The organism is Polyangiaceae bacterium, assembly GCA_015075635.1.
Taxonomy (GTDB): Bacteria; Myxococcota_A; Polyangia; order Polyangiales; family Polyangiaceae; genus JADJKB01.
Genome location: JABTUA010000001.1, coordinates 3,013,494 through 3,037,727, shown reverse-complemented (window position 1 = coordinate 3,037,727; position 24,234 = coordinate 3,013,494). Strand labels below are relative to the sequence as shown.

Below are 24,234 nucleotides of genomic sequence, written 5' to 3'. Positions count from 1 at the left end.
GTACGCGCGGCTGACGCCGCGCCGCGCACTCGCTTCGCTCGTGCGCGCCCTTGACCCGCGCTCCGCGCGGCGCCGCGGGGGGCTGTCGCCCTCGAAGAGGAGAGAGGCAGAAAGAGAGATGATTCATGAGAGTCCTGGATTCGCTCGAAGACATGGTGCGCGACGTTCATCAGCTCGCAGATCAGGTCGCCCGGCACGATCGCGACCTGGCGGGTCAGATGAAGCGCGCCAGCAACAGCGCGGCGCTGAACGGCAGCGAGGGTGTGTGGAACAAGGCCGGCAAGCGCCGCTCGCGGCTCGAGGACGCCCTCAACTCCGCTCGCGAGACCGTCATGGCCCTGCGCATCGCGCGAGCGTGTCGCTACCTGCCGCCGGCCGAGGCGACGCGGGTCATGGCCAGCCTCGACGGCATCATCGCCGTGCTCTGGGTCCTCGCGTACCGGAGGTGAATCGCGGGTCGGGCTCGCCCAGCGCCGGGGACTGGGCGGGGCCGGGGCATCCGCGTGCTCGCGCGCAACCCGCGAAGGGCGCGGTAGCTCGGCAGGACACAGGTCCGTGGGAACAGGACCGGGGTCGGGATCAGGAACAGGAACAGGTTCAGGAAACCGGCGGTTTGACGCCGCGCCGGACCACCGTACAATCGCCGGTAGACCACCATGTCCACGACCTCCCCAAGGACCGAACGCATCGAACTGCGGGCTGAGCCGGACCGCGCAAAGCGCATTCGCCACGCAGCGAAGCTTCGCCGGCAGTCCGTGAGCGCCTTCATGCTCGACGCGGCCAGCGAAAGAGCGGAGCGGGTGATCGCGGAGGAGACGACCACGACGGTACCCTCGTCGTTCTTCGAAAAGCTCTGGAAAGGTTTGGAAACCGCACCACGGGCGAATCGCGCGCTCGCGAAACGTGCCGCCGCTCCGCGGCGAGTCGTTCAGAAGTGAACGGGGCAGTCGGTGGGTCCGTGGGTGTCCGAGGCGCTCGCAGCGCGGCACGCGCTCGACGCGTTCGATTCGGGGCAGCCTGACCTAGATGGCTGGCTGAAGAGCAGCGCAATGCACGCCCAGGCGGCGCGTACCGCCCGGACGTTCGTCTGGCACGCCGGAGACGAGATCGTGGTCGGATACTTCAGCCTCGCAGCCCATCTGGTCCACCGAGCCGGCATTCCGAAGCGCGTCGGGCGTGGCGCGCCGGACAGCATTCCAGCCGTGCTGCTCGCCAGGCTCGCTCTGCATCGCCGCTTGCGCGGGCAGGGCCTCGGGGGCGAGCTGCTCTGGGACGCCCTGGCGCGCACAGTTGCAGCGAGCGAGGTCGCCGCCGCCAGGGTCGTTGTGGTCGATGCCATCGATGCGGCGGCGGCGGGTTTCTACGCGCACCATGGGTTCGTTCCGGTGCCCGGCAATCCGTTCCGACTGGTTCAGAAGGTCAGCGACATCGCTTCCGCGCTGGGACGCGGACGGTCCAGATGAGCGCGCTTTGACTCTCGAACTTCGGACCGCGGTCACGAGCGCGATGTTCGACTGAGCTCGGCGGAGCGCCCTCGAGGGGCGGCGCGCAGCCGCGCATGCGCGCGATGTGAACACGCATGGGTTCAGGATCAGGATCAGGACCAGGATCAGGACCAGGATCAGGACCAGGAACAGGTTCAGGAACAGGACCAGGATCAGGACCAGGACCAGGTTCGGGACCAGGACCAGGTTCAGGAATTTCTCTTCTTCGCTTCCCCATTCTCGCGCCGTGCTCGCGCGCGTCAAGGGTGCGCGCGGCTGACGCCGCGCCGCGCACTCGCTTCGCTCGTGCGCGCCCTTGACCCGCGCTCTCCCCCTCCGGGGATTCCCAAGGGGCTCGCGCGGCGCCGCGGGGGGCTGTCGCCCTCGAAGAGAAGAGAGGCAGAAAGAGAGATGATTCATGAGAGTCCTGGATTCGCTCGAAGACATGGTGCGCGACGTTCATCAGCTCGCAGATCAGGTCGCCCGGCACGATCGCGACCTGGCGGGTCAGATGAAGCGCGCCAGCAACAGCGCGGCGCTGAACGGCAGCGAAGGTGTGTGGAACAAGGGAGGGAAGCGCCGCTCGCGGCTCGAGGACGCCCTCAACTCCGCTCGCGAGACCGTCATGGCCCTGCGCATCGCGCGAGCGTGTCGCTACCTGCCGCCGGCCGAGGCGACGCGGGTCATGGCGAGCCTCGACGGCATCATCGCCGTGCTCTGGGTCCTCGCGTACCGGAGGTGAATCGCGAATCGGGCTCGCCCAGCGCCGGGGACTGGGCGGGGCCGGGGCCCCGCCACCCGCCGCCCGCTGCCCGCCGCGTGAACCGCGGTCGGCCCCCGATCAACCAATCCCGGCGCTGAAACTCCGGCCAAACCCGAGTAAGGTCTGCCCCCCGCCATGCCCAAAGCGATCATCACCGGCATCACCGGCCAAGACGGCTCCTACCTGGCCGAGCTCCTGCTCGCGAAGGGGTACGACGTCTGGGGCCTGGTCCGCCGTTCCTCGAGCTTCAACACGCAGCGCATCGACCACCTGTACCAGGATCCGCACGTCAAGGACGTGAAGCTCCGCCTGGTGTACGGCGACCTGAACGACTCGACCTCCCTCGCCAACGTGCTCGAGGAGGTGAAGCCCGACGAGGTCTACAACCTGGGCGCCCAGAGCCACGTGCGCGTGAGCTACGACATCCCGGAGTACACCGGCGAGATCAGCGGCATGGGCTCCGTCCGCCTGCTCGAGGCCATCCGCCGCCTGGACCTGAAGACGCGCTTCTACCAGGCCAGCTCCAGCGAGCTCTACGGCAAGGTCCACGAGGTCCCCCAGAAGGAGACCACGCCCTTCCACCCGCGCAGCCCCTACGCCGCGGCCAAGGCCTACGCCTTCTACATCACGCTGAACTACCGCGAGGCCTACGGCATGTTCGCGGTGAACGGGATCCTGTTCAACCACGAGTCGCCCAGACGTGGAGAGACCTTCGTCACGCGCAAGATCACCCGCGGCGCCACGCGCATCAAGGTGGGCTTGCAGCAGAAGCTCTACCTAGGCAACCTGGAGGCCAAGCGCGACTGGGGCTTCGCCGGCGATTACGTGGAGGGCATGTGGCGCATGCTGCAAGCCCCCGAGCCCGACGACTTCGTGCTCGCCACCGGCGAGACCCACAGCGTGCGCGAGTTCGCCGAGAAGGTCTTCGCCAGCCTCGACCTCGACTACAAGCAGTACGTCGAATACGACGCCAAGTACGAGCGCCCCGCCGAGGTGGACTTGCTGCTCGGCGACTACACCAAGGCCAAGACGAAGCTCGGCTGGGAGCCGAAGGTGAGCTTCGACGAGCTGGTGAAGATGATGGTGGAGTCGGATCTAGTGCTCGCCAAGGAGGAGAAGGCAGTGGCGGAGCACAAGGAGCGTGTCCGTCGAGGCGAGTCATGATCGACTGGAAGAACACCCGGGTCGTAGTCACCGGTGGCGCGGGCTTCCTGGGCAGCTTCGTGGTCGAGAAGCTCCGGGAGCGCGGGGTCAAGGAGATCGTGATCCCGCGGTCGCGGGACTACGACTTGGTGGACGGCGACGCCGTTCGGAGGCTGCTCGCCGACGCGAAGCCCGACGTCGTCCTGCACCTGGCCGCGCGCGTCGGCGGCATCGGGGCGAACCGCGAGAACCCCGGGCGCTTCTTCTACGAGAACGCCATGATGGGCATCCAGCTCCTGCACGAGAGCTGGCGGGCCGGCGTGAAGAAGTTCGTCGCCTGCGGCACCATCTGCGCCTACCCGAAGTTCACGCCGGTGCCGTTCAGGGAGGACGACATCTGGAACGGCTATCCCGAAGAGACGAACGCGCCTTACGGCATCGCCAAGAAGGTGATGAGCGTGCAGTCGGCCGGGTATCGCGAGCAGTACGGGTTCAACTCGGTGGTCGTGTACCCGGTCAACCTGTACGGTCCGCGGGACAACTTCGACCTTCAGTCGAGCCACGTGATCCCGGCGATGCTGAGGAAGTTTCACGAGGCGAAGAAGGCAGGGGACGCAGAGGTCGTGCTGTGGGGGGATGGGTCGCCGACGAGGGAGTTCTTCTACGTCGAGGATTGCGCGGAGGGCCTGCTCCTGACCGCGGAGCGTTACGACTCGAGCGAGCCGATGAACTTGGGGTCGGGGGAGGAGATCTCGATCAGGGAGCTGGCGGAGAAGGTGCAGCGGCTGGTCGGGTACGAGGGGCGCGTCGTGTGGGATGCGACGAAGCCGAATGGGCAGCCGCGAAGGCGGCTGGATGTGTCGAGAGCCAGGGAGAGGATTGGGTTCGAGGCGAGGGTGAAGTTGAGTCAGGGGCTCGGGCGGACGCTCGACTGGTGGGTCAAGAACGGGCGCGCCCAGGAGCCCTAGCGAGTGACCTCGACGCGCGCGCCTCCGAGCCCGCGGTGATAGCGCACGGTCAGCGTTTCTCCAGCCCGAACGCGCGTGGCCGGCACGCGGTGCACCCACGCGGACCAGCTGTTCTCGGGGCCTCTTCGCCCGGTGAACACTGAGAGGCCCGGCGCGAGCACGACCTCGGCCGAGACGACGGCGCCGTTCACGCTGCCACCCTGCGTGGTGGTGACTCGCGTCGTCGCGTCGACCACGGCGGTCTCGTGGCGAGCCAGGTCCAGAGTGACCAGTGGCGTGGGGTCGGAGAGGCGCGGCCATGATTGGGCGGAGCCGCTTTCGACCCGGAACCCAGGCGCCTGCGTCAGTCTCGTGAGTGCCGCCAGCTCGAGCCCGTCGCGGCCGCCCCGGGCCAGGGCGCTGGCGGCGCGGTCGCCGAGGGCGCTCCCTTGCTCGTTCGGCACCCACAAGAGCTCGACCGAGAGACGCAGAGAGTTCGGGATGACGCGGGCGTCCGGCAGCAGGAACCGACGCCGCGCATCCTGCACGAGCTCCAGGATGCTCTCGCCCAACGGCTCGTTGCCGATCGTCTCGGTGATCAGGGCGTTCGCGCGTTCTGGCAGGTCTGCTCTGGTGGACCAGCCACGCACGACCTCGACGCGATCTCCTACACCGTTGGCGAGAGCCAAGCGCTCAGCGAGGCACGCCATCTCGCCTGCTTCGATGGCGAAGACTCGACGTGCGCCGGCCTTTGCAGCCGCCACCGCCAGGACGCCGCAGCCGGTGCCCAAGTCGACGACCACGTCTCCGGGGCGCACGAGTCCGGCAATCGCATCGAGGTACGCCGCGGTGCGAGCAGCGTCGTCGAGCATCCGAACATGAATGGTAGGATCATCGAAACCGCGGTGACGCTCCGCGGGTGCAGGGTGATTCACGGGGACGACCCAGCCGGCGTCGCAGAGGCGACCCACAGCCACCCCGAGCTCGGGGCGCTGCCGCACGAGCTCGCGTGGGCGCGGCTGTGAGCACAAGAGGTCGAGCGCGACGAGGAGCTCGGGAGTGCCGGTCACCACCGCGTCGCCCGCCCGCAGGCGGACGAGCTCACCGTCGCGTTCGATGGAGAGCTTCTCTACCAGGCGATGGGCCACGTCAGCGGTCATGGAGCACCACTTGCGGTGGACCGGTGGGATCTCCGGGCGGCGCGCGGAGCGTGATCCGCTCGCCGGCGAAGCCGGCCACTTCCTTGCTCAAGAGGTGCACGGTCGCGCGCGCCGCCGCCAGGTCTCCCACGCCGAACCCGAGTGGCTCGGCAGCCCACTGGGGATCGGTGTGGACCAAGACGGCGTTGAATGGCCCATCCACCTGGACTGTGGTGGTCGCCGCCGGCGCGGCCCAGCCTTCGGAGCCGAGCTTCCAGGTGGCCAGGACGATCGGAACGCACCGTCGGATCCAGTCGGCACACGAGCTGAGCCGAATCGCGAACTGGCGCTCGTGGTCGGCGGCGAGCGCCGAGAAGTCGATGCCGTATGCTCGGCTCCAGCGCTCAGTGTTGCGCACGGTGAAGTCGTGCTCGTCGAGGATGGGCTCTGGGACGACGATCAGCTGCGCCACGCGCGCGATCCCGCGCGGGACGAAGCGCGCGCCGGGCTCGAGCAGGTGCCGGTGGCTCTCCACGTCGCGTGCCAGCCGACCTTCGTCCTGCCAGCCGACGGCCACCAGGACCGTCGCCCGCTCGCCTCCCCCGGGGAGCGGCTGCACTCGACCCTCGACGCCATTGTCTTGGAACAGGCGTCCCGCGACGGCACTGATGGGGCTGGTCTCGCTCACGTAGACGCGCCGCGCACCCACGCGGGCTACAGCCAGGGCGTGGAGCGCCGCGCCCGGACCCACAATCAGGACCACGTCTTCTGCCCTGACGACCTGGTGCAGTGCGGCTCCAATTGAGGAGAGGCCCGCCAGTGATGCCAGAGCGTCGTCGGTGTTCGAGCTCCGGAGACCAGGGGCGACCGCCTCGTCGCTCACGAGAATCCCGGCTCGGTGGAGCGCCAGGACGAGCTGCGTGAGCTCGACCCAACTCTGGGCACCTCGCGCCCTGCGACGTAGGACCGATAGCCCATCGCCCAGGGTGGTTGGCCGCCAGAACGCGGCCAGCACCGAGAGCGCTTCGGGTTCACAATCGATGGGCTCGAGCTCGCCGATCAGCCGTACGTGGCTGCCCGTCCGCTGCACCGAGAGCGGGACACACGTCTTCAGGACCACGTCGCGACCGAGGCTCATGGCGGCGCGCCGGAGAGCCCGCTTGCATGCGCGCAGCTCAGCATCGGCGAGCCCTGCCGAGCGCACGCAAGCCGAGCTCGATGGGCCGCGCCAGATAACGGAGAATCAACTTGGGGCCCACCGGCTCGTCATGGATCGCAGCAAGCCGGTTCGGGGGCGGAAACACGGCAGCCAGAAACATGCGAGGAACGCGGTGCGGATCGAGCAGCACCGCTGCGCCGAGCGTTCGCGCGTAGTCGCCGGCGCGTCGAGGTGTCGCCAGCTCCGCCGGAGAGAGGAGGCGCCGAAGCCTTGCCGCGCGGCGAGAGCCGATCGCTGGAGGTTTGGCGTCGAGCCAGCCGAGTCCCGCGGCGGACTGGAGCGCAAAATCCAGAGCATGTTGCAGACCCAGCTCCTCGGCCAGGCTCACGAGCGCGGCGACGTCGATCTCTGCGGACCACACGTTCCACGCTCGGGCGAGGTCGCGCAAGATGCGCGGCTCGCAGAACGCATGCTGCTCGTAGTGTGCCGCGAGGTGTAGCAACGTGAGCGGTTTGTCGAAGACGCGCACGGTCGCGCCCCTCAGCCGCAGTGGCTCGACGTGCTGCCAGACGATGCGCTCCGGCACTTGGTGGAGCGTCGGGTAGAACGGCGCCCAGTGCAGGTCCACCACCAGCGGGATGCCGTCCACGTGCCGCGTCAGTGCGACCTGGAAGTCCTTTTCCAAGAGCCACCCGAGGTCGGGCGTCGGCTTACGAACGTACCCGGCGCCCTCCAAGGCGCGCACCGTCCGGACCGCGTCGGCGCGGCGGACCAGGATGTCATTGTCACCAGCCCGACGGGACGATGGCGCCACGCCCAGGCGGTGGGCCAGCGGCATCCCCTTCAACACCACGCCGCGGATCTTCTCGGCCTCGAGAACCCGCCACACTCCCAGGAGCTCCCCCTGGAGGAGAAGCGAGTACCCAGGGTCGATGGGCAGCCTCGGCCCCGCCCTCACTGTTACCCGCCGGAGACTCCGCTGCGTCCCTCGGGCCCCCCAGGACCGTCGTTGCCGCGGGTCAGATCCGTGACGCGGCCGAGGTCGGTCACGCGCGGGGGCTCGTAGGGCTTCTTGGGCGCTTCGAGTTGGGGCTGGTCTTTCGGTTTCATCCTTGCGATCTCCGGGACTTCTACGCCAATTACGGCCGAAGGTGCTCCGCTACCCGCTCCAGACTCTGCGTGAATACCATGAGCGGCGTCAGCACGCCACGCTCCATTCGTCGCAGCGACGCTGGTGGACATTCGAAGAAATGGGCATCGACTACGCTGGCCAGCGCCTCGGGAAGGGTTTGGCTCCAGGGAACAGGGTCGTTGCGCCAGCCGGCCCAATACCCCTTGTCTGCCCGCTGCAGGTTTCGCCTTGGAACCGAATCGCTGAGGGCGCCCCGAAGGATCTTCTTGGTCCCGGGGCCGAAGAGCTCGAGGGGGTGCAGCTCGGCGGCCAGCTCGATCATCTCTCGGAAGTGGAACGGGAAGGGGCGGCGGACGCCCAATGTGCTGCCGGCCTCCCAATGCATCGCCTTCCAGACGTCCGTTGCCAGCAGTGCGACGAACAGTCGGTGGCTGGGTGGAAGGCGGCGTAGTTCGCGTCCCCGGTCTGCGACCCACTCGGCGTGTTCCTCACGGACCTCTCGACGGAACAGCTCCGGCAGCGGGCGTGGCAGCGGGAGCAGAGGCCGGCCGGCTAGCTCGAGCCCGTGGTGCTTCACCCAGCGCCCGTAGTCCTTCGAACCCGTGGGCAGGTTCGCTGGGAACCGCAGCACGTCTCGCAGGTCGGCGGCCCGAGACCAGTCTGGAAGTCGAGGCGGACCGCCGAACAGCTCATCGGCCAACTCGCCCCCGACCATCACGCGGATGGACGCTTGTTCCTGCAGACGCGCGACCTGAGCCCACCCGACGTGCGCAAAGTAGAACGGGACGGCGGGCGCGTTCGCCAGCAAGGCCGAGAAGACCTCCTGCGTCGCGTCGAAGAGCCAGGATTGCTCGATCCCGAGCTCGCGGACGAGCGGTGAGATGAACCCGAGCTCCCGCCGTCTTGCCGGGTGGTCCGCGGGTGGGACGAAGCTCAAGGTCATGAGCGGGCGCTGAACCCGACGGCGGATCACCGCTGCGAGCGCCGAAGAGTCGACCCCTCCGCTCAAGGTAAGCAGGTTACCTCCGCTGGGATCGATCTCCTCCGCGAGGTGCCTCTCGAGAAGCGCGGCGAACCGTTCCTGGTGTTGGCGCGCGGCCCGCTCGGAGGGTCGCGGGAGCGCTGAGCGACACGGGCTCCAGTAGCTCCTCACACGGCGCCGCCCCGGTCGGAGCTCCGCGACGCAACCATTCGGGATCACGTAGGTGTCGCGCAGAAACGCGCGGTCATGGGGAAGCGCTGGCTCGATCCAAGAGTAAGCGGCGTTCGCGAGGGGGTCGAGGCGGATCTCGGGCATGAGGCGCGCGAGCTCCACGAAGCGGGTCGAGACGATGACGCGGTCACGCTCCGCGAAGTAGTAGAGGGGAACCCGCCCCGAGACTCCCCGCACGGCAGTCACCCTCCCACCCGACTGCAGCCGAAAGAAGGTGAAGTCTCCCGGCAGCGTATCCAGGCGCTCGGGCGCGGCGAGCCGCGCGAGCAGTCCTGCAACCGCACCGGAGCTCTCCAGCGGAAGCAAGCGGCGGCGACCCTCGGCGAACGCGAGGCCGTTCTTGGTGAGCAGCTCGGAGTCCAACGACGAAGCGTAGTGCGCACGTTGAGCGAGCACCCACTGGTCCGAACTGAGGATGCGATGCCAGAAGCCGCTTCCACTCAGCCTGCGCTCGGCGTGCCGACGCAGCTCCGGATCCGGAGCATGGAAAGCCAGCAGGTCGGCGAGGGGTGCGAGCGGCATCTCAGCGGGACCCCGCGCGAGCGACGGCGCAGAGCTCCGCCGATAGCTGCTCGGCAAAAGGAGGCCCCCAGGGAAGCGCCACATCTAGGACCGGCACGCGGCGCACTAACGCCCCGAGCGCGTGAAACTGTCTGCGCAGCGCCGGGATGTCGCACAGCCCACGCAGCCGTGGGGAGAACGCTAGCGCGAGGAGTGCGTCTGGGGCGGACACGACACGCGACTCGAGCTGTGTAAGAGCGGTGTCAGGCCGGGGTAGGATGATCGCGTCCAGCTTTCCGCGCGTGGGCGCGCAGCGGGACGCAAGGTCCAGCCGAAGCCTCCCGTCACTCGTGGGGCTGCTTGGGTAGGGCAGGTTCGACGCGAGCGGCCAGGCCTGGCGGCGCAGCCTGAGCTCGTTGGTTCCACTGTACCAGTGGACATCGTTGCCTTTGACCTCGAAGCGCAGGACGTCGTCGGTCACGAGCTCAGCGCCGTCTGCGCAGAGCAGGGTCGCAAGCGTGCTTTTTCCCCTTCCTTCGTCTCCGACGAATGCTAGCGTCATGCCCTGGTGTCGAACCGCGCTCGCGTGCAGCACAGTCTCGTGACGTAGCGCAAGCACCAGCGACAACACCGTCCCGGCGAGCAGCAGCGACGCGAGCTCGCGGTCGCACCCGGGTGAGATACCTACGCGCACCTCAGCGTTGGCGGTGTTGATGGCGAATTCCGCGAGGTCAGAGAACCAACAGCGCAGAATGTCGCCGTTTCGGACGGCCGCGTACCCGTAAGCGGGCATCTCTGCGACGATCTCGCCCTCGCCGGGTGCCTCAGGTCCAGGCGGCGGCCCCCCAAGAACGACGCGCAGCTGGGGCGGCGCCCTCTCATCGGGAGATCGGGCCGGCAATCGGAGCTCGGACTCGATTACCAGGCCGTGCAGCAGGTACTGGGCGGTCATCGACAGCCGGCGTGTCGCAGCGGCAGGAACACCCGAGGCGCGTCCGCAGCCGACGGGCCATCCAGGGACCTACCATCCACATCGACCCACGCGTGCGCAGCCACCTCTTGGCTTGCGCCTCGCGCCACGCCGATGCGCAACACGGCTCCGTGTGCTCTCAGCGCGTGCGTGAGCACGAGCGCTCGCGGGAGGCAGCTGCTCATTCCCGGCCAGTTCCGGGCCCAGATGCCCACGGCAAAGGAAGCGTTCCGGATCGCCTGTGCCTGGTCGGCGGCGTTCGGTCTAGCCTGAAACTCGGCCCGGAGCCCGAGGAGCCGGAGCAAACTAGTGACCGGGATCCGCCCAAGCCCGGCGCTCACCACCAGCGCGGCGGGCGCCATGCGCACCACCGCCCGGCGCTCGCGGGGCGAGAGTCGGGCGAGTGTGCTGAGTTTGGAGCAGACGCTCATCCGGCCGCGCCCCCTAGTACCAGACCCCGCTCCTGAAGCTCGGAGAGCACCTTGTCGACGTCTGCCCGGAGCGTCTCCTCGGAGGTGTCGTATTCCGCAAGTAGGGTCTGCGTGGCCGTTTCGACGTCACCATCTCGCTCCAGGAGCTCCCAAAGCCTCGTCCCCGAGGCGTTCAGCGTGTGGTAGCAGCCCGTTCGCAGGTTCAGCACCACGGCCTGGCCATCGAGGATCTCGCTCACGACGTCTTCAGGGATGGTGACTCTGTTCAGGGTCGGCCCCATGAGCCTAGAGTATGGTCAACTCGGCTAGTAGGGTCCAGACGAGCGGCGCGTCCGGTTTTGGGTGCGGCGCTCGGGCGTCGGTTCAACGCCTCTTCTGCCCGAATTCCGCGTTGAATCTCCGCCCCGTCCCGCGCACCTGGACACGCTGGGCACTCCCTCTATACTGCCCGAAATCCTTGGGAGAGGGTGATGATGCAGCGCTTTTGGTACGTCCTCGCAGCAGTGGGTCTGACTTCTACGTTGGCATTCTCCGGTTGCGGTGACGGGGAAGAAGGTGGAGGAGGTTCCGGGACCGGCGGGACCGGCGGGATCGGAGGGACCGGAGGAACGGGCGGCACGGGAGGGGACGCATCCATGTGTACGACCGTAACGTTCAGCAAGCCGACGAGCGGGCAGACGTTGACGGAGGCGGACGACAACGACAAGAACTGTTCCAACGGCTTCTCCACCGACGTCACGGTCTCGACCGACGCGCCATCCGGGAGCGCCGCCGTGCTTCGGGCAGACGGAACCCAAGTCGCGACCGGAAGTGTATCCGGCGGAAAGATCACGTTTACGGGTGTCGCTCTCGACCCAAATGCGGACACCACGCTGGAGGTCAGCGTTGGCACGGATCCATCCTGCAACGGGTCGATCTCAGTGACGGTCACGTGCGGAGGCCTTCCCACTTGCGAGGTTGCCGTCCCGGACATCACCGCAACTCACCCCAAGCTCAATGGGGTGCCCCTTGCAAACGGTGGCGACCGGGCCAGCGCGGATGGCGCGCCGTACCAGACTCCGTTCAAGGTTACGACGAACGCCAACCAAGTCGAGCTCTACGTCGATGGCGCGACCATCGGCTTGGTCGCTCCCGCCGCGGGCGGAGTGGCGGACTTCCCGGCTGTGACACTGACGCCGGACGGTGATCACAAAGCCTTCGCCAGGTGCAAGACGACGTCCGGGGTCGTGACCCAGTCGGCAGACAAGACGTACACCGTCGACACCACCCCACCCAACTTGACGGTCAACTTGTCGGACGGCGCCCATTTTGGGCCGAATGACGACGCCGACGCAGTCAAAGCAGGGCTGCAGATCAAGGTCTGCGGCGCGACGACCTCGGCGGACGCTCTGGATCTCCCGGCGAGCCTCGGCCCGGGTCAGGCGAACTTCCGAGCTGCGGTGGGCACTTCGTCGCCGACGTCCGCGCCTGCGACGAAGGGCGGAGGCGCGAGCGGCGGCGACGGCGCATGCGTCGTCTTCGACTGCCCCGGTGGTGCGCCCTTCGACCTCAACGTCACGCTTCTCGATGACGCGGGAAACCCGACCAAGCAGACGGTGCAAGGCGTCACGTGCACATCGACCACGCCGTCCGTTCAGATCGTTGATCCGGTTGACGGTACTGGTAACGACGTCGACACACACATCTTGGCCGCCTCAGCCACGTCGAAGCGCAAAGATCTCGACGCCGCGGCTCCAGGTGCGCAGTACACCGTGACCGCGTGCACCGATCAGTCGAGCGGAACCGCCGCCCTCTTCGTGGGCATGAAGGGCGGCGCACTCCAGCAGAAGGCGACCACGACGACCTTCACTGCAGCGACCACTAGCGACGGCTGTCCCAATGGGCTCGGATTCGTTGCGAAGTTCACCAACGCCACACTCGACGAGAGTGCTTTCGACGCCGCCACTTTCGCGCTGAAGACCGCGACCGAGCTGCGGGTCGACGTGACCGCCAGCGGCGAGACCGGACAGAGCCCTCTCGTGGACGTCTGGGTCGATTCGATTCTGCCCACCTTGAGCGTGAAGACTCCAGTGGACTTGTGCGGCAAGAGCTACATCGGGAGCTCCGCGGTCATCGAGGATGTGTTCTTGAACACGCAGCTCGTGCCCGTGACTCTCACGGTGACCCCGCAAGGACAATCCGGGGTCAACTACCAGGGGACGACCCTCATCGCTGGCAACCTCACTCAGGTCAGCGCCGTGCAGTTTCCGTTGGGAGTGAGCGCCGTCACCGCGAGCGTCAAAGAACCGTCCGGCAATACGGGGGTGCTCCCAGGTGCCTGTCAGGTGACCGTGGGGAGTCCTCCGGTCATTTCGTGGACCACGCCCACGGCGACCTCCAAGCTGAACTCCGTCGCGGGCAATCCCACGGCTGACGCTGACGCTTCGACCCCAGGGTGGCAGGGAACGCTGAAGGTGCAGACGGATCTGGCTGGAAACCCGGCCTGTCCGTGCCAAGTCACGTTCTCGGTCAACGGCACGCCGCTGCCGAGCGGCACGGTGACAATCGACGGAACGGGCGCTGCGACCCTCTCGAACGTGACCATCGCTGACGCGACCGCCCCCGTGCAGCTCAAGGCCGAGACCAACAATGTCGCTGGCAAAGGAGTGGGCACCGCCATCATCACCGTTCCAGTCGACACGGTAGTCCCGGGTGCTCCGGCAGCACTGGTCGCCAGCGTGAAAAGTCGCCGCCAAACGACCTTCCACCTGGCCTGGACCGCGCCGTCGGACGGCGGTCAAGCGGCAGGCGGCTACAAGGTTCGCGTCTCGAAGAACCCAATCACCACGCAGGCGCAGTTCGACGCCGCCGTCGACGTTCCGTACACCGGCGCGCCCGCGGCGCCGGGCGCCGCTGACGGCATAGACATTGCGGATCAGCTGATCGAGACCACCTACTACTTCGCCGTAGCCGCCACGGACGCCGCCGGGAACCAGGGCGCTTTCCTGGCAACGTCTGCGGCGACCAAAGCGACCTTCAACTCGCTGGTCTTGGATAACCCGAATGGCATGGCGAACCAACACGGATTCGGCTTCGCGCTGGACGGGTTCGCCAGCGTCAACGGCGACCAGCTTTCGGACCTGGTGGTGGGCACCGTCGCTGGCGCGTCGGCGTACATCTACTTCGGAGCGGCGTCCGGTTATGCGAACACTCCCAGTGTTCGTTTGGCTGGTGGCACCGCCGACTTCGGCTCCTCGGTGGCGTTCATCGGTGACATCGATCACGACGGCAAAGAGGACATCGCGGTCGGCGCCCCGTTCGACGGAACTGGAAAGGTCTACATCTACAAGGGACGCGACACGTGGCCCGCGGTGGTTCCGCTTGCCGACTATGTCGTGACGCCGGTGGTGGCATCTAACGCGAAGTGGGCCGGTTCGCAGTTCGGCTGGTCGGTGGCGCGCCTGGGCGACTTCGATAACGACGGGAACGACGACTTCGCCATCGGTGCCCCGCGCTACGACGGCGGCTATGGCATGGTCGTCATCGTTCGCGGTGTGGCCAGTGGGCAGACTTTCCCGGCCACCGTCAGTCTCGGTGGAACAGTGACCAAGGAGGACTTCGGGACCCGGGCCATCGGAATCGAGGGCCCGAATCCCCTGCCAACGAAGTTCGCCTGGTTCGGAGAATCGGTCCTGGGAGCGGGTCAGCTCTACACGGGAGCGGGGAAGTCGCTGGTAGTGGCTTCCGCCGGCCCTGAGGCCAACAAGCTGTTCGCATTCAAAGGGCAGGCGGCTCCGAGCGGGTTCATCGCGGCGTCCGCCGCGGACTCCAGCTACGGAACGCCCGGGCAAGGGCGTCTCGGTACGTCCCTCAAGCTCCTCGGAGTCACTGCGAGCGGGCCCGCGATCACGGCGGGGGAGCCCTCGTACACCGGCTCGGCGCCGCAGCGCGCCCACATTTTCTTGGGTGGCGCCAACAACCCGTTTGGCTTGCCGACCCCGCCCGGCGCCGGCCACGCGACCTACTCGAACTCGGCTGCGACAAACATCCTCGACGCCTTTGGGTACATGACGCTGGGCAGCGGGTTCTCCGGCACGGCGGTCGTCGGCAACTTCATCAACGGACCGATGGGCGACGTCGTTATTGGGTCGCTGACCGAGAACGGTGCGAAGCCGAAGATCTACTTCGTCAGCGGGGAGTCCGCCCAGGCAGCGGCGGGCGGCACCGTTGACGTGGTCAGCGTCGCCGATATCGCGCTTCCGACTCCGGCCGCGCTGACGGCGGGCGGAGCGTCACCGCTCAGCAACGCCATCAAGGACATGGACGGGGATGGTTTTGCCGATATTGCCATCGGTGAGACCAATAAGTTCGCCACCAACCCCGGCAGAATTTGGATCCTCTGGTGATCGGCGCCGCCTCGCGCACTCGACGAACCTGAGCACTCGCCTCCCGCCGATGCGTTCGCGGGTGCGGGCCACCCGCGAAATGGATCACGACCGTCGGCACTCGGTGAGCCCATACGCCCCCGCAGCGCTGGCAGCGGTCGTGATGGGGTCGGTGCTGGCGGTGGGCACGGTGCACACTTCGGTGCTGGTGGTCGTGGCGCTCGCCACGGTCGCCGCCACGGCCTGGGTGCTCTGGAGCCATCGACGAGAGGGCCCGGAGCTGCCGTCGCCGGCGCTTGTCTTGCTCGGGCTAGCCGCGTGGAGCGCCGCCCAGGCGATCCCACTGCCCACGAAGCTCCTGGGCGCTATTGCGCCGCACAACGCAGACATCTGGGTGCGTGCCCTCAAGCCGCTCGAGGTGGCGGCGCCCAGGCTGGCATCGATCTCCCTCGACCCGGGTGCCTCCGCGGTCGAAGCGCTGAAATGGGTGACCTACGCCGCGGTGTTCACTCTGGCCTACACCGTTGGGCGGCGCAACGGGCGCAACTGGGGCCCTCTGTTGGTCTTCGCCGCCGCGGTGGTCGTGTCTCTCGTGACCGTGATCCACGGTGTAATCGGCGCCAAGGCCTACTTCGGAGTCTACGTCCCCAGGGCTGCGGTGCCTCGCTGGGGCATTGCGCCGCTCCTGAACCCCAACAACCTGTCCGGGTACCTGAACCTAGGCGCGCTATGCGGCATGGGGTTTCTGCTGACGCACCGCTCCTCTCGCGCCGAGCGACCGCTTCCACCCGACGGCTGGGTGTTCGCCGGGATTGCCGTCGTCGTTGCTGTGTCGCTCCTCGCTGCTTCGCGCGGTGGGGTGCTCGGCCTCGGCTTGGGCGCGATTGCGCTGGCGGTGGCGGTGCGGGTCTTCCGGGGCAATCAGGCCAAGGCCGTCGGCGGTCGTCGCCGCGCTGCTGGCATCGCGCTGGCAGTCGCCGGTGGCGCGCTCCTGGCCATCCTCGGCGCCAGTGAGGCAACCTGGCAGGAGCTTGGCGATACGAGCGCCGAGAAACTGCGCTTGCTCGGTTGGTCGAAGCCGTTGCTTTCGGACCACCTGTGGCTAGGCGTCGGGCGCGGCGCGTTCGAGACCGTATTCCCGGCGTACAACTCCCGAGGAGGCCGGGTGCTCTACAGCCATCCGGAGAATTTCGTCGTGCAGTGGGTGGCCGAATGGGGTTTGCTCGTCGCCGCGCTCGCCTTGGCGCTATTCGTTTGGCACTTCCGTCCCGCCCGCCTCAGGCTGCGTACGAACAGGGCCGCGGTGGCGGCGATCGTGGGCGTCCTCGTCGTGCTGCTCCAGAACCTCGCGGACTTGGCGCTCGAGGTCCCAGCAGTGATGATTGCGCTCTCGGCCGCGCTCGGCTCGCTGTGGACGCCAGCGCGCGCGGCTGCGCCGTCGAACGCGACGGACCCGAGCTCGCGCCTTCGGCGCCGGCTGCCCGCGGTGGCGGTTGCTGGGACAGGCGCGGTTGCGGTGCTGGCGGTGCTGCTCGGGCCCACCCACTCTGCAGCGTCGGAGCGCACCGAGCTCGGCGCGGCCCTGAACGCGAAGCCCATTTCAGACCCAGACTCGCTGCATGCGTTTCACCGCCGCCTAGCGCAGGCCATGCGGCGGCATCCCGCGGACCCTCATTTCCCTTTGCTCGGCGCGATCGCCGCAAGACGCGTGCGCGGAGCGGACGCGCTTCCCTGGATCGCCCGAGCTCTGGAGAGGGACCCGACCAACGCCCGAGCACACTTCGTGCTGGCCGAGATCCTCGCGGCGCGAGGGGCGAAGCTGCAGGCGTTCATGGAGATGCGAATTGCGCTCGAGGCTGACAAGGATCTGGTCGGCTACGCTGCGCAGCTCGCAGTGCGCTGGAGCCGGGAGCCCGAAGAGCTCGACCGCGCTGCGCCGGAGGGCAACATTGGCGCGCAGTTCTTCTACTGGTGCGGGAAGTTCGTCCCCGCGTCAGATTTCGAGTTGCGCAGCCAGCTATTCGACGCGGCGCTCGACAGGCAGCGCGATTTTGCGCCCGCGGTAGTGGCCAAGGGCTTCGACCGCCTCGACCGCGCCGAAGTCGGTGCGGCGCCATGCACTGAGTCCCAGCGAGCCGACTGCTTGACCCTCGTCGAGGGGCTCGCGGAGACCGCTGCGCGGGTCGATCCGCGGTCGTGTGACGCGCCCATCCTGAAAGGCCGCGCGCTCGTGCTGCGGGGCCGTGCGCAAGACGCGGAGCGTGGCCTCGCGGTGGCGTGTGCTACCTGCCGGGGGCCTCTGCCCTGCCTGGCGGCGCGGCTCCGCGCCGCGGCTGCGGCGGTTCCGGCGACGGAGCTCGGGGCGGCGATCCGCGCCTACACTGGCACGGCTTGTTCGCAAGCGGAGACCTGCGCTGATGCCCATTCTCTCGTCGGCGACGTGCTCAGCGGGCGCCAGGAATGGGCCGCAGCGGCGGACCACTACGCAACGGCTGCCCAGCGGGTCAGTACCGTGGGCCTGTGGCTGAAGCTGGCCGACGCTGCCAGCAGGGCTGGCCAGGCCACGCGGGCCATGACCGCGATTGAGAAGGCGCAGCGCGCAGGCGTTGGAGATCCGGGCCTCGCGCGGCGGGTCGAGGAGCAGCGCAAGCAGCTCTTCCTGCGTGCAATGGAGCTGCCAACGCCATGAGTCTCGGCCGCGCGGAGATCGCCGAGTGAGCCCGGGTGAACGCGACGACACGAGGCCGGCGCCAACGGCGTCCCCGGAACCGTCCCTGACCCAGCGGGCGAGCCATGGGTTTGCGGCGATGGGCGTCCAGGCCGTCGTGTCGAAGGTGCTGGGCACTGCGACGCACTTCGCGCTCGCGTGGCTGCTCAGCCCCGACGCATTCGGCGTGATCGGCCTCGCCTACACGGTCACGGCGCTCGTGACCGTGCTGCAAGACGCAGGCTTGAACGAGGTGCTCGTACGGCATCGAGCCGACTTCGACCGCTGGGCGGGACCGGCGTTTCGCCTGGCCTTGCTCATGAGCGGAGTTGCATGCGTCATCATGCTCGCCGCGGCGCCAATAGCGGCGCGCGTGTATCGGCGCCCCGATCTGGTCTGGCTCATCGTGCTCTTGGCGTCTGCGCTGCCGATTCAGGCGTTTTCCATCGTGCCCCGCGCGAGGCTGCAGATGGACATGTCCTTCCGCTTTCTCGCCAGGCTCCGCTTCATCGTGGCGGTGGCGACGGCAGTGCTGACCGTCGGCCTCGCCGCGCTCGGGTTCGGAGCCTACAGCATGGTGATTCCGCGGCCGGCCATCGCTCTGCTCGAGCTAGTCGCGCTCTGGACGGCTTGCCGCCCACCCGTTCGCGCGCGCGGCACGTGGGAAGCGTACCGGAGCCTCCTCGGCGACAGCGCCCTGCTCGTGGCGACAGGGCTCGTTGTGACCGTCGCCAGCCGGGCGGACTACGCCGTGCTCGGCCTCTTCCACAGCGCGCAGGTCGTCGGCGTGTACTACTTCGCCTACAATCTGTCTACGCAGGCGCTGATGTTGGCGGTGTCGAACCTGTCGTACGTCTTGCTCCCGGCCTTCGTCCACATCGGCGATCAGGGCGAGCGGGTCCTGCATTCCTACCTGCGCGCGTCGCGCTTGATCAACGCGATCGGCATTCCAGCGTGTGCCATCCAGGCGGCCGTCGCCGGACCGTTCATCAGGGCATTCTTCCGTTCCGAGTGGGAGCCAGCGGTGCCGGTGCTGCAGATCCTCAGCGTGGGCTGGGCGCTTCGCATCGCAGCCATCGCAGCCGACGCATTCCTGAGGTCCAAGGGGCGGTTCCGCGAGCTCCTGTTGTTCTATTCGGGGTACACCGCGTGCGTCCTCTTGGCGGTGGTGGTCGGCGCGAAATACTGGGGCGCCGTCGGCGCGGCCTGGGGCGTCGCGTTCGCCCTAGCCGTGTCCGCGCCCATACAAAAGTTGCTCAGCATCCGCCGACACGGTGGCACGTTACGGCACGTCTGGCAGGTCTACTGGCCCCCGCTGACGGCCACCGGTCTGGCGATGCTTCCTCCCTGGTGGGTCCTGGATCGGCCGGGCGTCGCGAACATCCCAGCCCTCCTCGGCATCTCAGCCTTCTCCGTGCCGGTCTATGCGCTTCTGCTCCGCTGGCTGGCGCCGGCGACCTGGGCCGATGTCAAGGAACGCGCCCTGGAGGTTGGGGCACGTCTCCGGCCCCGACACGTTGTATAGACCGGACTGCCGGAGAGCGGAATGGGACGAACGATGGAACGAACGCCGGTGGATTCGAAGCGCGCGCGGCTCTGGCACGACTACTACCGTTGCCTGGAGCGGGTGGGGCAGCCGCGCGCCTCGCTCTTGCGAAGCGCGCCCGAGCGAGAGTCGGCCTATGTCCTTGGGCGGATCGCCGCGCGCCGGCCAGGTCTCGCCCTACCGATGCGTGCACGGGTGTTCTATGGTCCTCGGCTTCGCGTTACCGCGCCCGAGTCCGTCTCCATGGCGCTGGTGCGATACGGCATCTTCGAAGAGGGGCTCACCGGGGTTTTGCTGGCCTACTTGGCGGAGGGTGCTTGCTTCTACGACGTGGGAGCGCACTACGGCTATTTCACCCTCCTGGCCAGCTTGCTGGTCGGCTCGACGGGAGAGATCCACTCGTTCGAGCCGACGCCGTCCACCTACCGCATTCTTGGCCAGAACCTCGGGTCCGTTCGCGCGCGGAACGTTCGCACGAATCCGCTCGCGGTCTGGAACGCGTCGGACGTGAGGCTCGAGCTGCAGGACATGGGAGGTGCGCACAGCTCGTTGAATTCGCTGTTCCAGCCGCGATCCGAGGCGGCGCGGGCCGCACAACACTCGCTGGTGCCCGTCAGGACGACGACGCTCGACGACTACGTCGCGCGTGGGAACAGGCCCCCCGACCTCTTGAAGGTCGACGCCGAGAGCGCCGAGTACCAGGTCATCGAGGGTGCCAGGGGCATATTGACCCGCGCCCGCCCTCTCGTGACTCTCGAGATCGGCGACATGGACGTCGCAGGAGCGCGGAGCACCCTGGAGATCATCGACGAGATGGCGCGGCTCGGATACACCCCGTTCGAGTGGCGGGAAAACGCCCTCGCGCCGCACCAGCGACGCGAAAAGTACGAGTACGACAACTTGGTGTTCGTGCCCGGGGAACGCGGGTCGGTCGTGGGCGCGGACCGAGCATGACGCGCCCCCGCTTCACCGTGGTGACGCCCGTGATGAACGGGGCGACGTTCGTCGGGCAGACGATCGCGTCCGTGCGCGCGCAGAGCTTCGAAGACTGGGAGTACTTCGTGATGGACGGCGGGTCCAAGGACGACACCGTCGATGTGGCGCTTGACGCGGCTCGGGGTGACCCGCGCATCCGCGTCGTCTCCGAGAGAGACCGCGGCATGTACGACGGCGTGTTTCGCGGGTTCGAGCGGGGCACCGGGGAGGTCTGCTACTGGATCAATGCTGACGACATGTTGATGCCCTGGGCGTTCGACGTCGTGTCGAGCTACATGCAGAAGACGGGCGCCGAGTGGGTCACCGGGACGCCCGCGTTCTGGGACGAGCGCGGGCGCCTGAAGAGCGTGGGGATCCCGCGTTGGTATCCCCGGGCGCTGCTCCGCGCTGGGCTGTTTCACGGCAAGGCGCTTGGCTTCCTCCAGCAAGAGAGCACGTTCTTCGGTCGCGGCGTGCTCGAGCGCGTGCCGCCGAGGCGGGTCGAGCGGATCCGTGCGCAGCGGCTCGCGGGAGACTTCATGCTCTGGGTGGAGCTCGCGAAGCTCACCGAGCTCCACACCATCCCAACGGTGCTGGCCGGATTTCGGCTCCACGAGTCCAACGCTTCCCACGACCAGAGCGGATATTTCGCGGAGATTGCTCGGGCGGGGTTTCATTTCCCGCCCCGGGCCGTGGGCAAGCTAATGAACACGGCGTTTCGGCCGGTGGGGTTCGCCATGGCACGCGCGCTGGCGCGTCGCAGGTATTGATGCTCGAAAGCTGAGAGTCAGAGCGGAGGAGAGATGCAAGGTCAGCTGAAGGTCATGTTGCGCAGTGCGATTCGGAAGGCGGGTTTCGATCTGGTCCGGGCGGCGCCGACGCCCTCGCATTTCCACTCGCCCCATTACTTGAGGCACAACGCGCGTCGCCTCGAACACCTCGCGAGCCTGCGAATCCCCGTCGCCGGTAGTACCGTGTTGGAGGTCGGTGCCGGCATCGGGGACCACACGCACTACTTCACGGACCGCGGCTGCAAGGTGACGATCACCGAGGCGCGCTGGGACAACTTGGACTACCTGCGCGAACGGTACCCGGGGCAACAGATTCGATTCCTCGACATGGAAGACCCCAAGCCCGTGGGGGAAGGGCGCTTCGATGTCGTGCACTGCTACGGGTTGCTCTACCATCTGGGCCATCCAGAGCGGGCGCTGGAATTCATGGGCGAGTCCTGCTCGAAGATGCTCTTTCTGGAAACCTGCGTCTCGTTCGGCGACGAGCATGCGATCAACATCGTCGGCGAGGACATCGCCAACCGGACGCAGGCGTTCTCGGGACAGGGCTGCCGTCCCACGCGCCCCTGGTTGTTCGACAAGCTGAAGAGCCTGTTCGCGCACGTCTACGTGCCGAAGACGCAGCCGAACCACGACGAGTTCCCGCTCGACTGGTCGGCACCGGACAAGCACCAGAACGAGCTGTCTCGCGCGGTGTTCATCGCTTCTCGCGCTCCAATCGACAACGACATGTTGGTGCCGTCACTGGTGCAGCAGCAGGTGCGACACCCGTGACGCATCCGCGCGCTCGTTCGACCAGGACGGCTACAGGAGACCGCGAATGCGAATAAAGCAGGCGCGACAATGGCTCGCAAACATCGGAAAGATCCTGGGCGGGCGTCAGGCGTGGTCAGCTGAGAGCGAGTTCGCCTACTACTCGGTGAACGAGCGAGTCGTTCAAGAGCACCGCCAGCGCCAGCGTGGCTATGCTGCCGAGTTCTGGTTCTCGGGCATGCACATGATGCGGGGGCTGGGCATCCTGGACGCGCACATCGTCGAGGACGCGAGGGTCCTGGACATCGGCGCGGGCGAGTGCGTGCTCGCGGGCGCCATGGCCCAGAGCGGCGCCGCCGAAGTCTGGGCGGTCGATGCCGTGCCGAAGCAGATCTGGGCGGCAGCCGAGGAGCTGGCGAAGCGTCCGAACATGAAGTTCGCGATCGCCAGCGCCACGGACTTGCCATTCGCTGACCAGACTTTCGACTTGGTCACGGCGAACCTCGTGCTCCACCACATCGAGCCGCTGCTGCGCGTTCGCGGACACGGTCCTCCGGCAAGAGGAGGAGTTGATCTCGACCATCGCCGCGGTCGCTGCGCGCTGACCGCCGCCGCCTGCGGAGCTTGGGCTAGGATTATGTAGGGGTAAGAGAGATGCGCATTCAGAACAGGATTCGACGAATCGCCAATGTCTTCGGGATCGACGTTCTTCGGCTTCATGAGTCACCGCAGGGGACGGTTTTGGGCCTTCGCTCGAGGAATGTTGGCAGCATTATAGATTGTGGCGCCAACGAGGGGCAGTTTGCTCGCGACATGTCGAGTGTCTTCCCCCAGGCGCAGATGTACTGCTTCGAGCCGCTGAAAGGGCCATTCCATGCGCTTTCTGCCTGGGCAGAGACCCAGCATGGGCGGGTGCACTGCATCAATGTTGCACTGGGTGACGAGGAAGGCGAGGTGGAGATCCATCGCCACGACGCACACACACCATCGTCATCCTTGCTTCCGTCCACCGCACGAACCCATGAGCTCTATCCTCAGACGGTCGCACAGAGCCTCGCCAAGGTGCGTTTGACCACCCTAGATCGTGCCCTGGAGAAACACATGGTGAACATGCCGCGAGACATCTTGCTCAAGCTCGATGTGCAAGGTTTCGAGGACCGTGTCCTGCGCGGAGCTGCTGCCGTGCTGAGAGAGTGCTCGGCGTGCATATTGGAAGTGAATCTCGAGCCACTGTACGAAGGGCAAGCGGATTTCTTCGAGTTGGCGCACCTGATGAGGGACGCCGGCTTTGGGTACTCTGGTAATCTTCACCAAACCTATTCGAAGGAGGGGCGAGTGGTCTTTGTGGACGCCGTCTTCTCGAGACCGCAATAGCGCACGATTCTTGTCCCGCGCATCGGCGGCTGCCGCTAGTATCCGGGCGCGATGCCCACCTGGCTTGGACGTTTGCTGCCGACAGGGCTGCGCTCCCTGCTGCGGGGCGCTGCTCGCACTGAGATCCCATCGATGCGGCATCTCGAGCCAGACCTGCGGCTCGGGAACCTCGCCCGCCTTGGGTTCGCCCCGGCGTTCATCCTCGATGTGGGCGCCGCATCGGGTGCATGGGCGCGCATGGCAGCAGGCGTATGGCCGCGAAGCCGTATCTTTGGTGTCGAGCCCAACGCCACCAACAGATTGTCGCTCGACGCGACGCGGGCCGACTTGCCCGCGTTCAATTACTGGATTGGCCTGCTCGGGCCAGGTGTCCGCGAGCAAGTCGCCTTCCGCGCTGAAGATGTCGGAACGAGCGTATTGTCCGACTCGACAACTGCCGAGATCGCGAGTGCCGACATGCTGACGGTAGACGAACTCGTCTTACGACACGCACTCGCTTCACCGGATTTCCTCAAGCTCGACGTCCAGGGCTACGAGCTAGAAGTCCTGCGGGGGGCGCCCAAGGTTCTTGCAAGGTGCGAGGGCATCCTCATCGAAGTCAGCTTCAGACGGTTCTGGAAGGGGGCGCCCGTCGCGCACGAGGTAATCATGTACCTGCTGGAGCGAGGATTCGTTTGGTACGACGTCGCTGGCATCCTGCGCCTGGAGCCCGACGACGAACTCGCCCAAATGGATCTGCTGTTCGTCCGGGCAGGGAATCCCGTGCTGCACCGTAGCCCATGGCCGTGGCCAGAACATGGCCTTGAGGAACCCAAGGGCTAATCCTAGCTGGTTCAGTGCCG

General features: G+C 67.2%; 23 protein-coding genes. 15 read left to right on the top strand and 8 right to left on the bottom strand.

What is annotated here, in order from left to right; all coding sequences use genetic code 11:
- Positions 1–125 precede the first annotated feature (125 nt).
- The 6 genes from HS104_13705 (at position 126) to HS104_13680 (ending at position 4,358) form a co-directional block, all read left to right on the top strand.
- On the top strand, positions 126–449 hold the full coding sequence (locus HS104_13705) for a four helix bundle protein (GenBank protein ID MBE7481024.1): 324 nt from the start codon (positions 126–128) through the stop codon (positions 447–449).
- 207 nt (positions 450–656) lie between these two features.
- Complete coding sequence (locus tag HS104_13700) at positions 657–938, top strand: DUF1778 domain-containing protein (GenBank protein MBE7481023.1); 282 nt, start codon at positions 657–659, stop codon at positions 936–938.
- Positions 939–1,049: 111 nt separating this feature from the next.
- Positions 1,050–1,463: a GNAT family N-acetyltransferase gene (locus HS104_13695; GenBank protein MBE7481022.1), complete on the top strand. Its 414-nt coding sequence runs from the start codon at positions 1,050–1,052 to the stop codon at positions 1,461–1,463.
- 439 nt (positions 1,464–1,902) lie between these two features.
- Complete coding sequence (locus HS104_13690) at positions 1,903–2,226, top strand: four helix bundle protein (protein ID MBE7481021.1); 324 nt, start codon at positions 1,903–1,905, stop codon at positions 2,224–2,226.
- A 156-nt stretch (positions 2,227–2,382) separates the two neighbouring features.
- Positions 2,383–3,411 carry a GDP-mannose 4,6-dehydratase gene (gmd, locus tag HS104_13685; protein MBE7481020.1) on the top strand — a complete coding sequence of 343 codons (1,029 nt, stop codon included), beginning with the start codon at positions 2,383–2,385 and terminating at the stop codon, positions 3,409–3,411.
- On the top strand, positions 3,408–4,358 hold the full coding sequence (locus HS104_13680; protein MBE7481019.1) for a GDP-L-fucose synthase: 951 nt from the start codon (positions 3,408–3,410) through the stop codon (positions 4,356–4,358). The genes gmd and HS104_13680 overlap by 4 nt, the downstream gene beginning before the upstream one ends.
- Here the strand turns inward: HS104_13680 and HS104_13675 are convergent.
- The 8 genes from HS104_13675 to HS104_13640 form a co-directional block, all read right to left on the bottom strand.
- The gene (locus tag HS104_13675) at positions 4,355–5,497 is read right to left on the bottom strand and encodes a 50S ribosomal protein L11 methyltransferase (protein ID MBE7481018.1); all 1,143 of its coding nucleotides are present in this window, start codon (positions 5,495–5,497) and stop codon (positions 4,355–4,357) included. The two genes, HS104_13680 and HS104_13675, sit on opposite strands and share 4 nt — an antisense overlap.
- Positions 5,487–6,614, bottom strand: a complete 1,128-nt coding sequence (locus HS104_13670) for a hypothetical protein (protein ID MBE7481017.1) — start codon at positions 6,612–6,614, stop codon at positions 5,487–5,489. Before HS104_13670 ends, HS104_13675 begins: the two co-directional genes overlap by 11 nt.
- Before the next feature lie 37 nt (positions 6,615–6,651).
- Positions 6,652–7,524, bottom strand: coding sequence for a nucleotidyltransferase family protein (locus HS104_13665; GenBank protein MBE7481016.1), 873 nt, complete (start codon positions 7,522–7,524; stop codon positions 6,652–6,654).
- 71 nt (positions 7,525–7,595) lie between these two features.
- Positions 7,596–7,745 (bottom strand): lasso RiPP family leader peptide-containing protein, encoded by a 150-nt coding sequence (locus HS104_13660; protein ID MBE7481015.1) that lies wholly within the window; start codon positions 7,743–7,745, stop codon positions 7,596–7,598.
- Between the two features lie 29 nt (positions 7,746–7,774).
- A complete protein-coding gene (locus HS104_13655) occupies positions 7,775–9,502 on the bottom strand; it encodes a hypothetical protein (GenBank protein MBE7481014.1) in 1,728 nt (575 codons plus the stop codon).
- A gap of 1 nt (position 9,503) precedes the next feature.
- Entirely contained in the window at positions 9,504–10,433 is a 930-nt protein-coding gene (locus HS104_13650; protein ID MBE7481013.1) for a hypothetical protein, read from the bottom strand.
- Positions 10,430–10,882, bottom strand: coding sequence for a lasso peptide biosynthesis B2 protein (locus HS104_13645; protein ID MBE7481012.1), 453 nt, complete (start codon positions 10,880–10,882; stop codon positions 10,430–10,432). Before HS104_13645 ends, HS104_13650 begins: the two co-directional genes overlap by 4 nt.
- Positions 10,879–11,163 carry an HPr-rel-A system PqqD family peptide chaperone gene (locus HS104_13640; protein MBE7481011.1) on the bottom strand — a complete coding sequence of 95 codons (285 nt, stop codon included), beginning with the start codon at positions 11,161–11,163 and terminating at the stop codon, positions 10,879–10,881. Before HS104_13640 ends, HS104_13645 begins: the two co-directional genes overlap by 4 nt.
- Before the next feature lie 1,314 nt (positions 11,164–12,477).
- Here HS104_13640 and HS104_13635 point away from each other — a divergent pair.
- The 9 genes from HS104_13635 to HS104_13595 all read left to right on the top strand — a co-directional run bounded on the left by HS104_13635 (position 12,478) and on the right by HS104_13595 (position 24,214).
- Positions 12,478–15,267, top strand: a complete 2,790-nt coding sequence (locus HS104_13635; GenBank protein ID MBE7481010.1) for an FG-GAP repeat protein — start codon at positions 12,478–12,480, stop codon at positions 15,265–15,267.
- Positions 15,191–17,935, top strand: coding sequence for a lipid A core--O-antigen ligase (locus tag HS104_13630; protein ID MBE7481009.1), 2,745 nt, complete (start codon positions 15,191–15,193; stop codon positions 17,933–17,935). Before HS104_13635 ends, HS104_13630 begins: the two co-directional genes overlap by 77 nt.
- A 118-nt stretch (positions 17,936–18,053) precedes the next feature.
- Positions 18,054–19,478 carry a lipopolysaccharide biosynthesis protein gene (locus tag HS104_13625; protein ID MBE7481008.1) on the top strand — a complete coding sequence of 475 codons (1,425 nt, stop codon included), beginning with the start codon at positions 18,054–18,056 and terminating at the stop codon, positions 19,476–19,478.
- 264 nt (positions 19,479–19,742) lie between these two features.
- Positions 19,743–20,453: an FkbM family methyltransferase gene (locus tag HS104_13620; GenBank protein ID MBE7481007.1), complete on the top strand. Its 711-nt coding sequence runs from the start codon at positions 19,743–19,745 to the stop codon at positions 20,451–20,453.
- Positions 20,450–21,244 (top strand): glycosyltransferase, encoded by a 795-nt coding sequence (locus tag HS104_13615; protein ID MBE7481006.1) that lies wholly within the window; start codon positions 20,450–20,452, stop codon positions 21,242–21,244. Before HS104_13620 ends, HS104_13615 begins: the two co-directional genes overlap by 4 nt.
- Before the next feature lie 54 nt (positions 21,245–21,298).
- Positions 21,299–22,039, top strand: a complete 741-nt coding sequence (locus HS104_13610; GenBank protein MBE7481005.1) for a class I SAM-dependent methyltransferase — start codon at positions 21,299–21,301, stop codon at positions 22,037–22,039.
- A 46-nt stretch (positions 22,040–22,085) separates the two neighbouring features.
- Positions 22,086–22,661 (top strand): methyltransferase domain-containing protein, encoded by a 576-nt coding sequence (locus HS104_13605; GenBank protein MBE7481004.1) that lies wholly within the window; start codon positions 22,086–22,088, stop codon positions 22,659–22,661.
- An 11-nt stretch (positions 22,662–22,672) separates the two neighbouring features.
- Entirely contained in the window at positions 22,673–23,392 is a 720-nt protein-coding gene (locus HS104_13600) for an FkbM family methyltransferase (GenBank protein ID MBE7481003.1), read from the top strand.
- A 51-nt stretch (positions 23,393–23,443) separates the two neighbouring features.
- The gene (locus tag HS104_13595) at positions 23,444–24,214 is read left to right on the top strand and encodes an FkbM family methyltransferase (protein ID MBE7481002.1); all 771 of its coding nucleotides are present in this window, start codon (positions 23,444–23,446) and stop codon (positions 24,212–24,214) included.
- Positions 24,215–24,234 lie beyond the last annotated feature (20 nt).

Coding starts and splice junctions, on each gene's coding strand:
- HS104_13705 (MBE7481024.1), top strand. CDS start 126: ATGAGAGTCCTGGATTCGCTCGAAGACATGGTGCGCGACGTTCATCAG.
- HS104_13700 (MBE7481023.1), top strand. CDS start 657: ATGTCCACGACCTCCCCAAGGACCGAACGCATCGAACTGCGGGCTGAG.
- HS104_13695 (MBE7481022.1), top strand. CDS start 1,050: ATGCACGCCCAGGCGGCGCGTACCGCCCGGACGTTCGTCTGGCACGCC.
- HS104_13690 (MBE7481021.1), top strand. CDS start 1,903: ATGAGAGTCCTGGATTCGCTCGAAGACATGGTGCGCGACGTTCATCAG.
- gmd (MBE7481020.1), top strand. CDS start 2,383: ATGCCCAAAGCGATCATCACCGGCATCACCGGCCAAGACGGCTCCTAC.
- HS104_13680 (MBE7481019.1), top strand. CDS start 3,408: ATGATCGACTGGAAGAACACCCGGGTCGTAGTCACCGGTGGCGCGGGC.
- HS104_13675 (MBE7481018.1), bottom strand. CDS start 5,497: ATGACCGCTGACGTGGCCCATCGCCTGGTAGAGAAGCTCTCCATCGAA.
- HS104_13670 (MBE7481017.1), bottom strand. CDS start 6,614: ATGAGCCTCGGTCGCGACGTGGTCCTGAAGACGTGTGTCCCGCTCTCG.
- HS104_13660 (MBE7481015.1), bottom strand. CDS start 7,745: ATGAAACCGAAAGACCAGCCCCAACTCGAAGCGCCCAAGAAGCCCTAC.
- HS104_13655 (MBE7481014.1), bottom strand. CDS start 9,502: ATGCCGCTCGCACCCCTCGCCGACCTGCTGGCTTTCCATGCTCCGGAT.
- HS104_13650 (MBE7481013.1), bottom strand. CDS start 10,433: ATGACCGCCCAGTACCTGCTGCACGGCCTGGTAATCGAGTCCGAGCTC.
- HS104_13645 (MBE7481012.1), bottom strand. CDS start 10,882: ATGAGCGTCTGCTCCAAACTCAGCACACTCGCCCGACTCTCGCCCCGC.
- HS104_13640 (MBE7481011.1), bottom strand. CDS start 11,163: ATGGGGCCGACCCTGAACAGAGTCACCATCCCTGAAGACGTCGTGAGC.
- HS104_13630 (MBE7481009.1), top strand. CDS start 15,191: ATGGTTTTGCCGATATTGCCATCGGTGAGACCAATAAGTTCGCCACCA.
- HS104_13625 (MBE7481008.1), top strand. CDS start 18,054: ATGGGCGTCCAGGCCGTCGTGTCGAAGGTGCTGGGCACTGCGACGCAC.
- HS104_13620 (MBE7481007.1), top strand. CDS start 19,743: ATGGCGCTGGTGCGATACGGCATCTTCGAAGAGGGGCTCACCGGGGTT.
- HS104_13615 (MBE7481006.1), top strand. CDS start 20,450: ATGACGCGCCCCCGCTTCACCGTGGTGACGCCCGTGATGAACGGGGCG.
- HS104_13610 (MBE7481005.1), top strand. CDS start 21,299: ATGTTGCGCAGTGCGATTCGGAAGGCGGGTTTCGATCTGGTCCGGGCG.
- HS104_13605 (MBE7481004.1), top strand. CDS start 22,086: ATGCGAATAAAGCAGGCGCGACAATGGCTCGCAAACATCGGAAAGATC.
- HS104_13600 (MBE7481003.1), top strand. CDS start 22,673: ATGCGCATTCAGAACAGGATTCGACGAATCGCCAATGTCTTCGGGATC.
- HS104_13595 (MBE7481002.1), top strand. CDS start 23,444: ATGCCCACCTGGCTTGGACGTTTGCTGCCGACAGGGCTGCGCTCCCTG.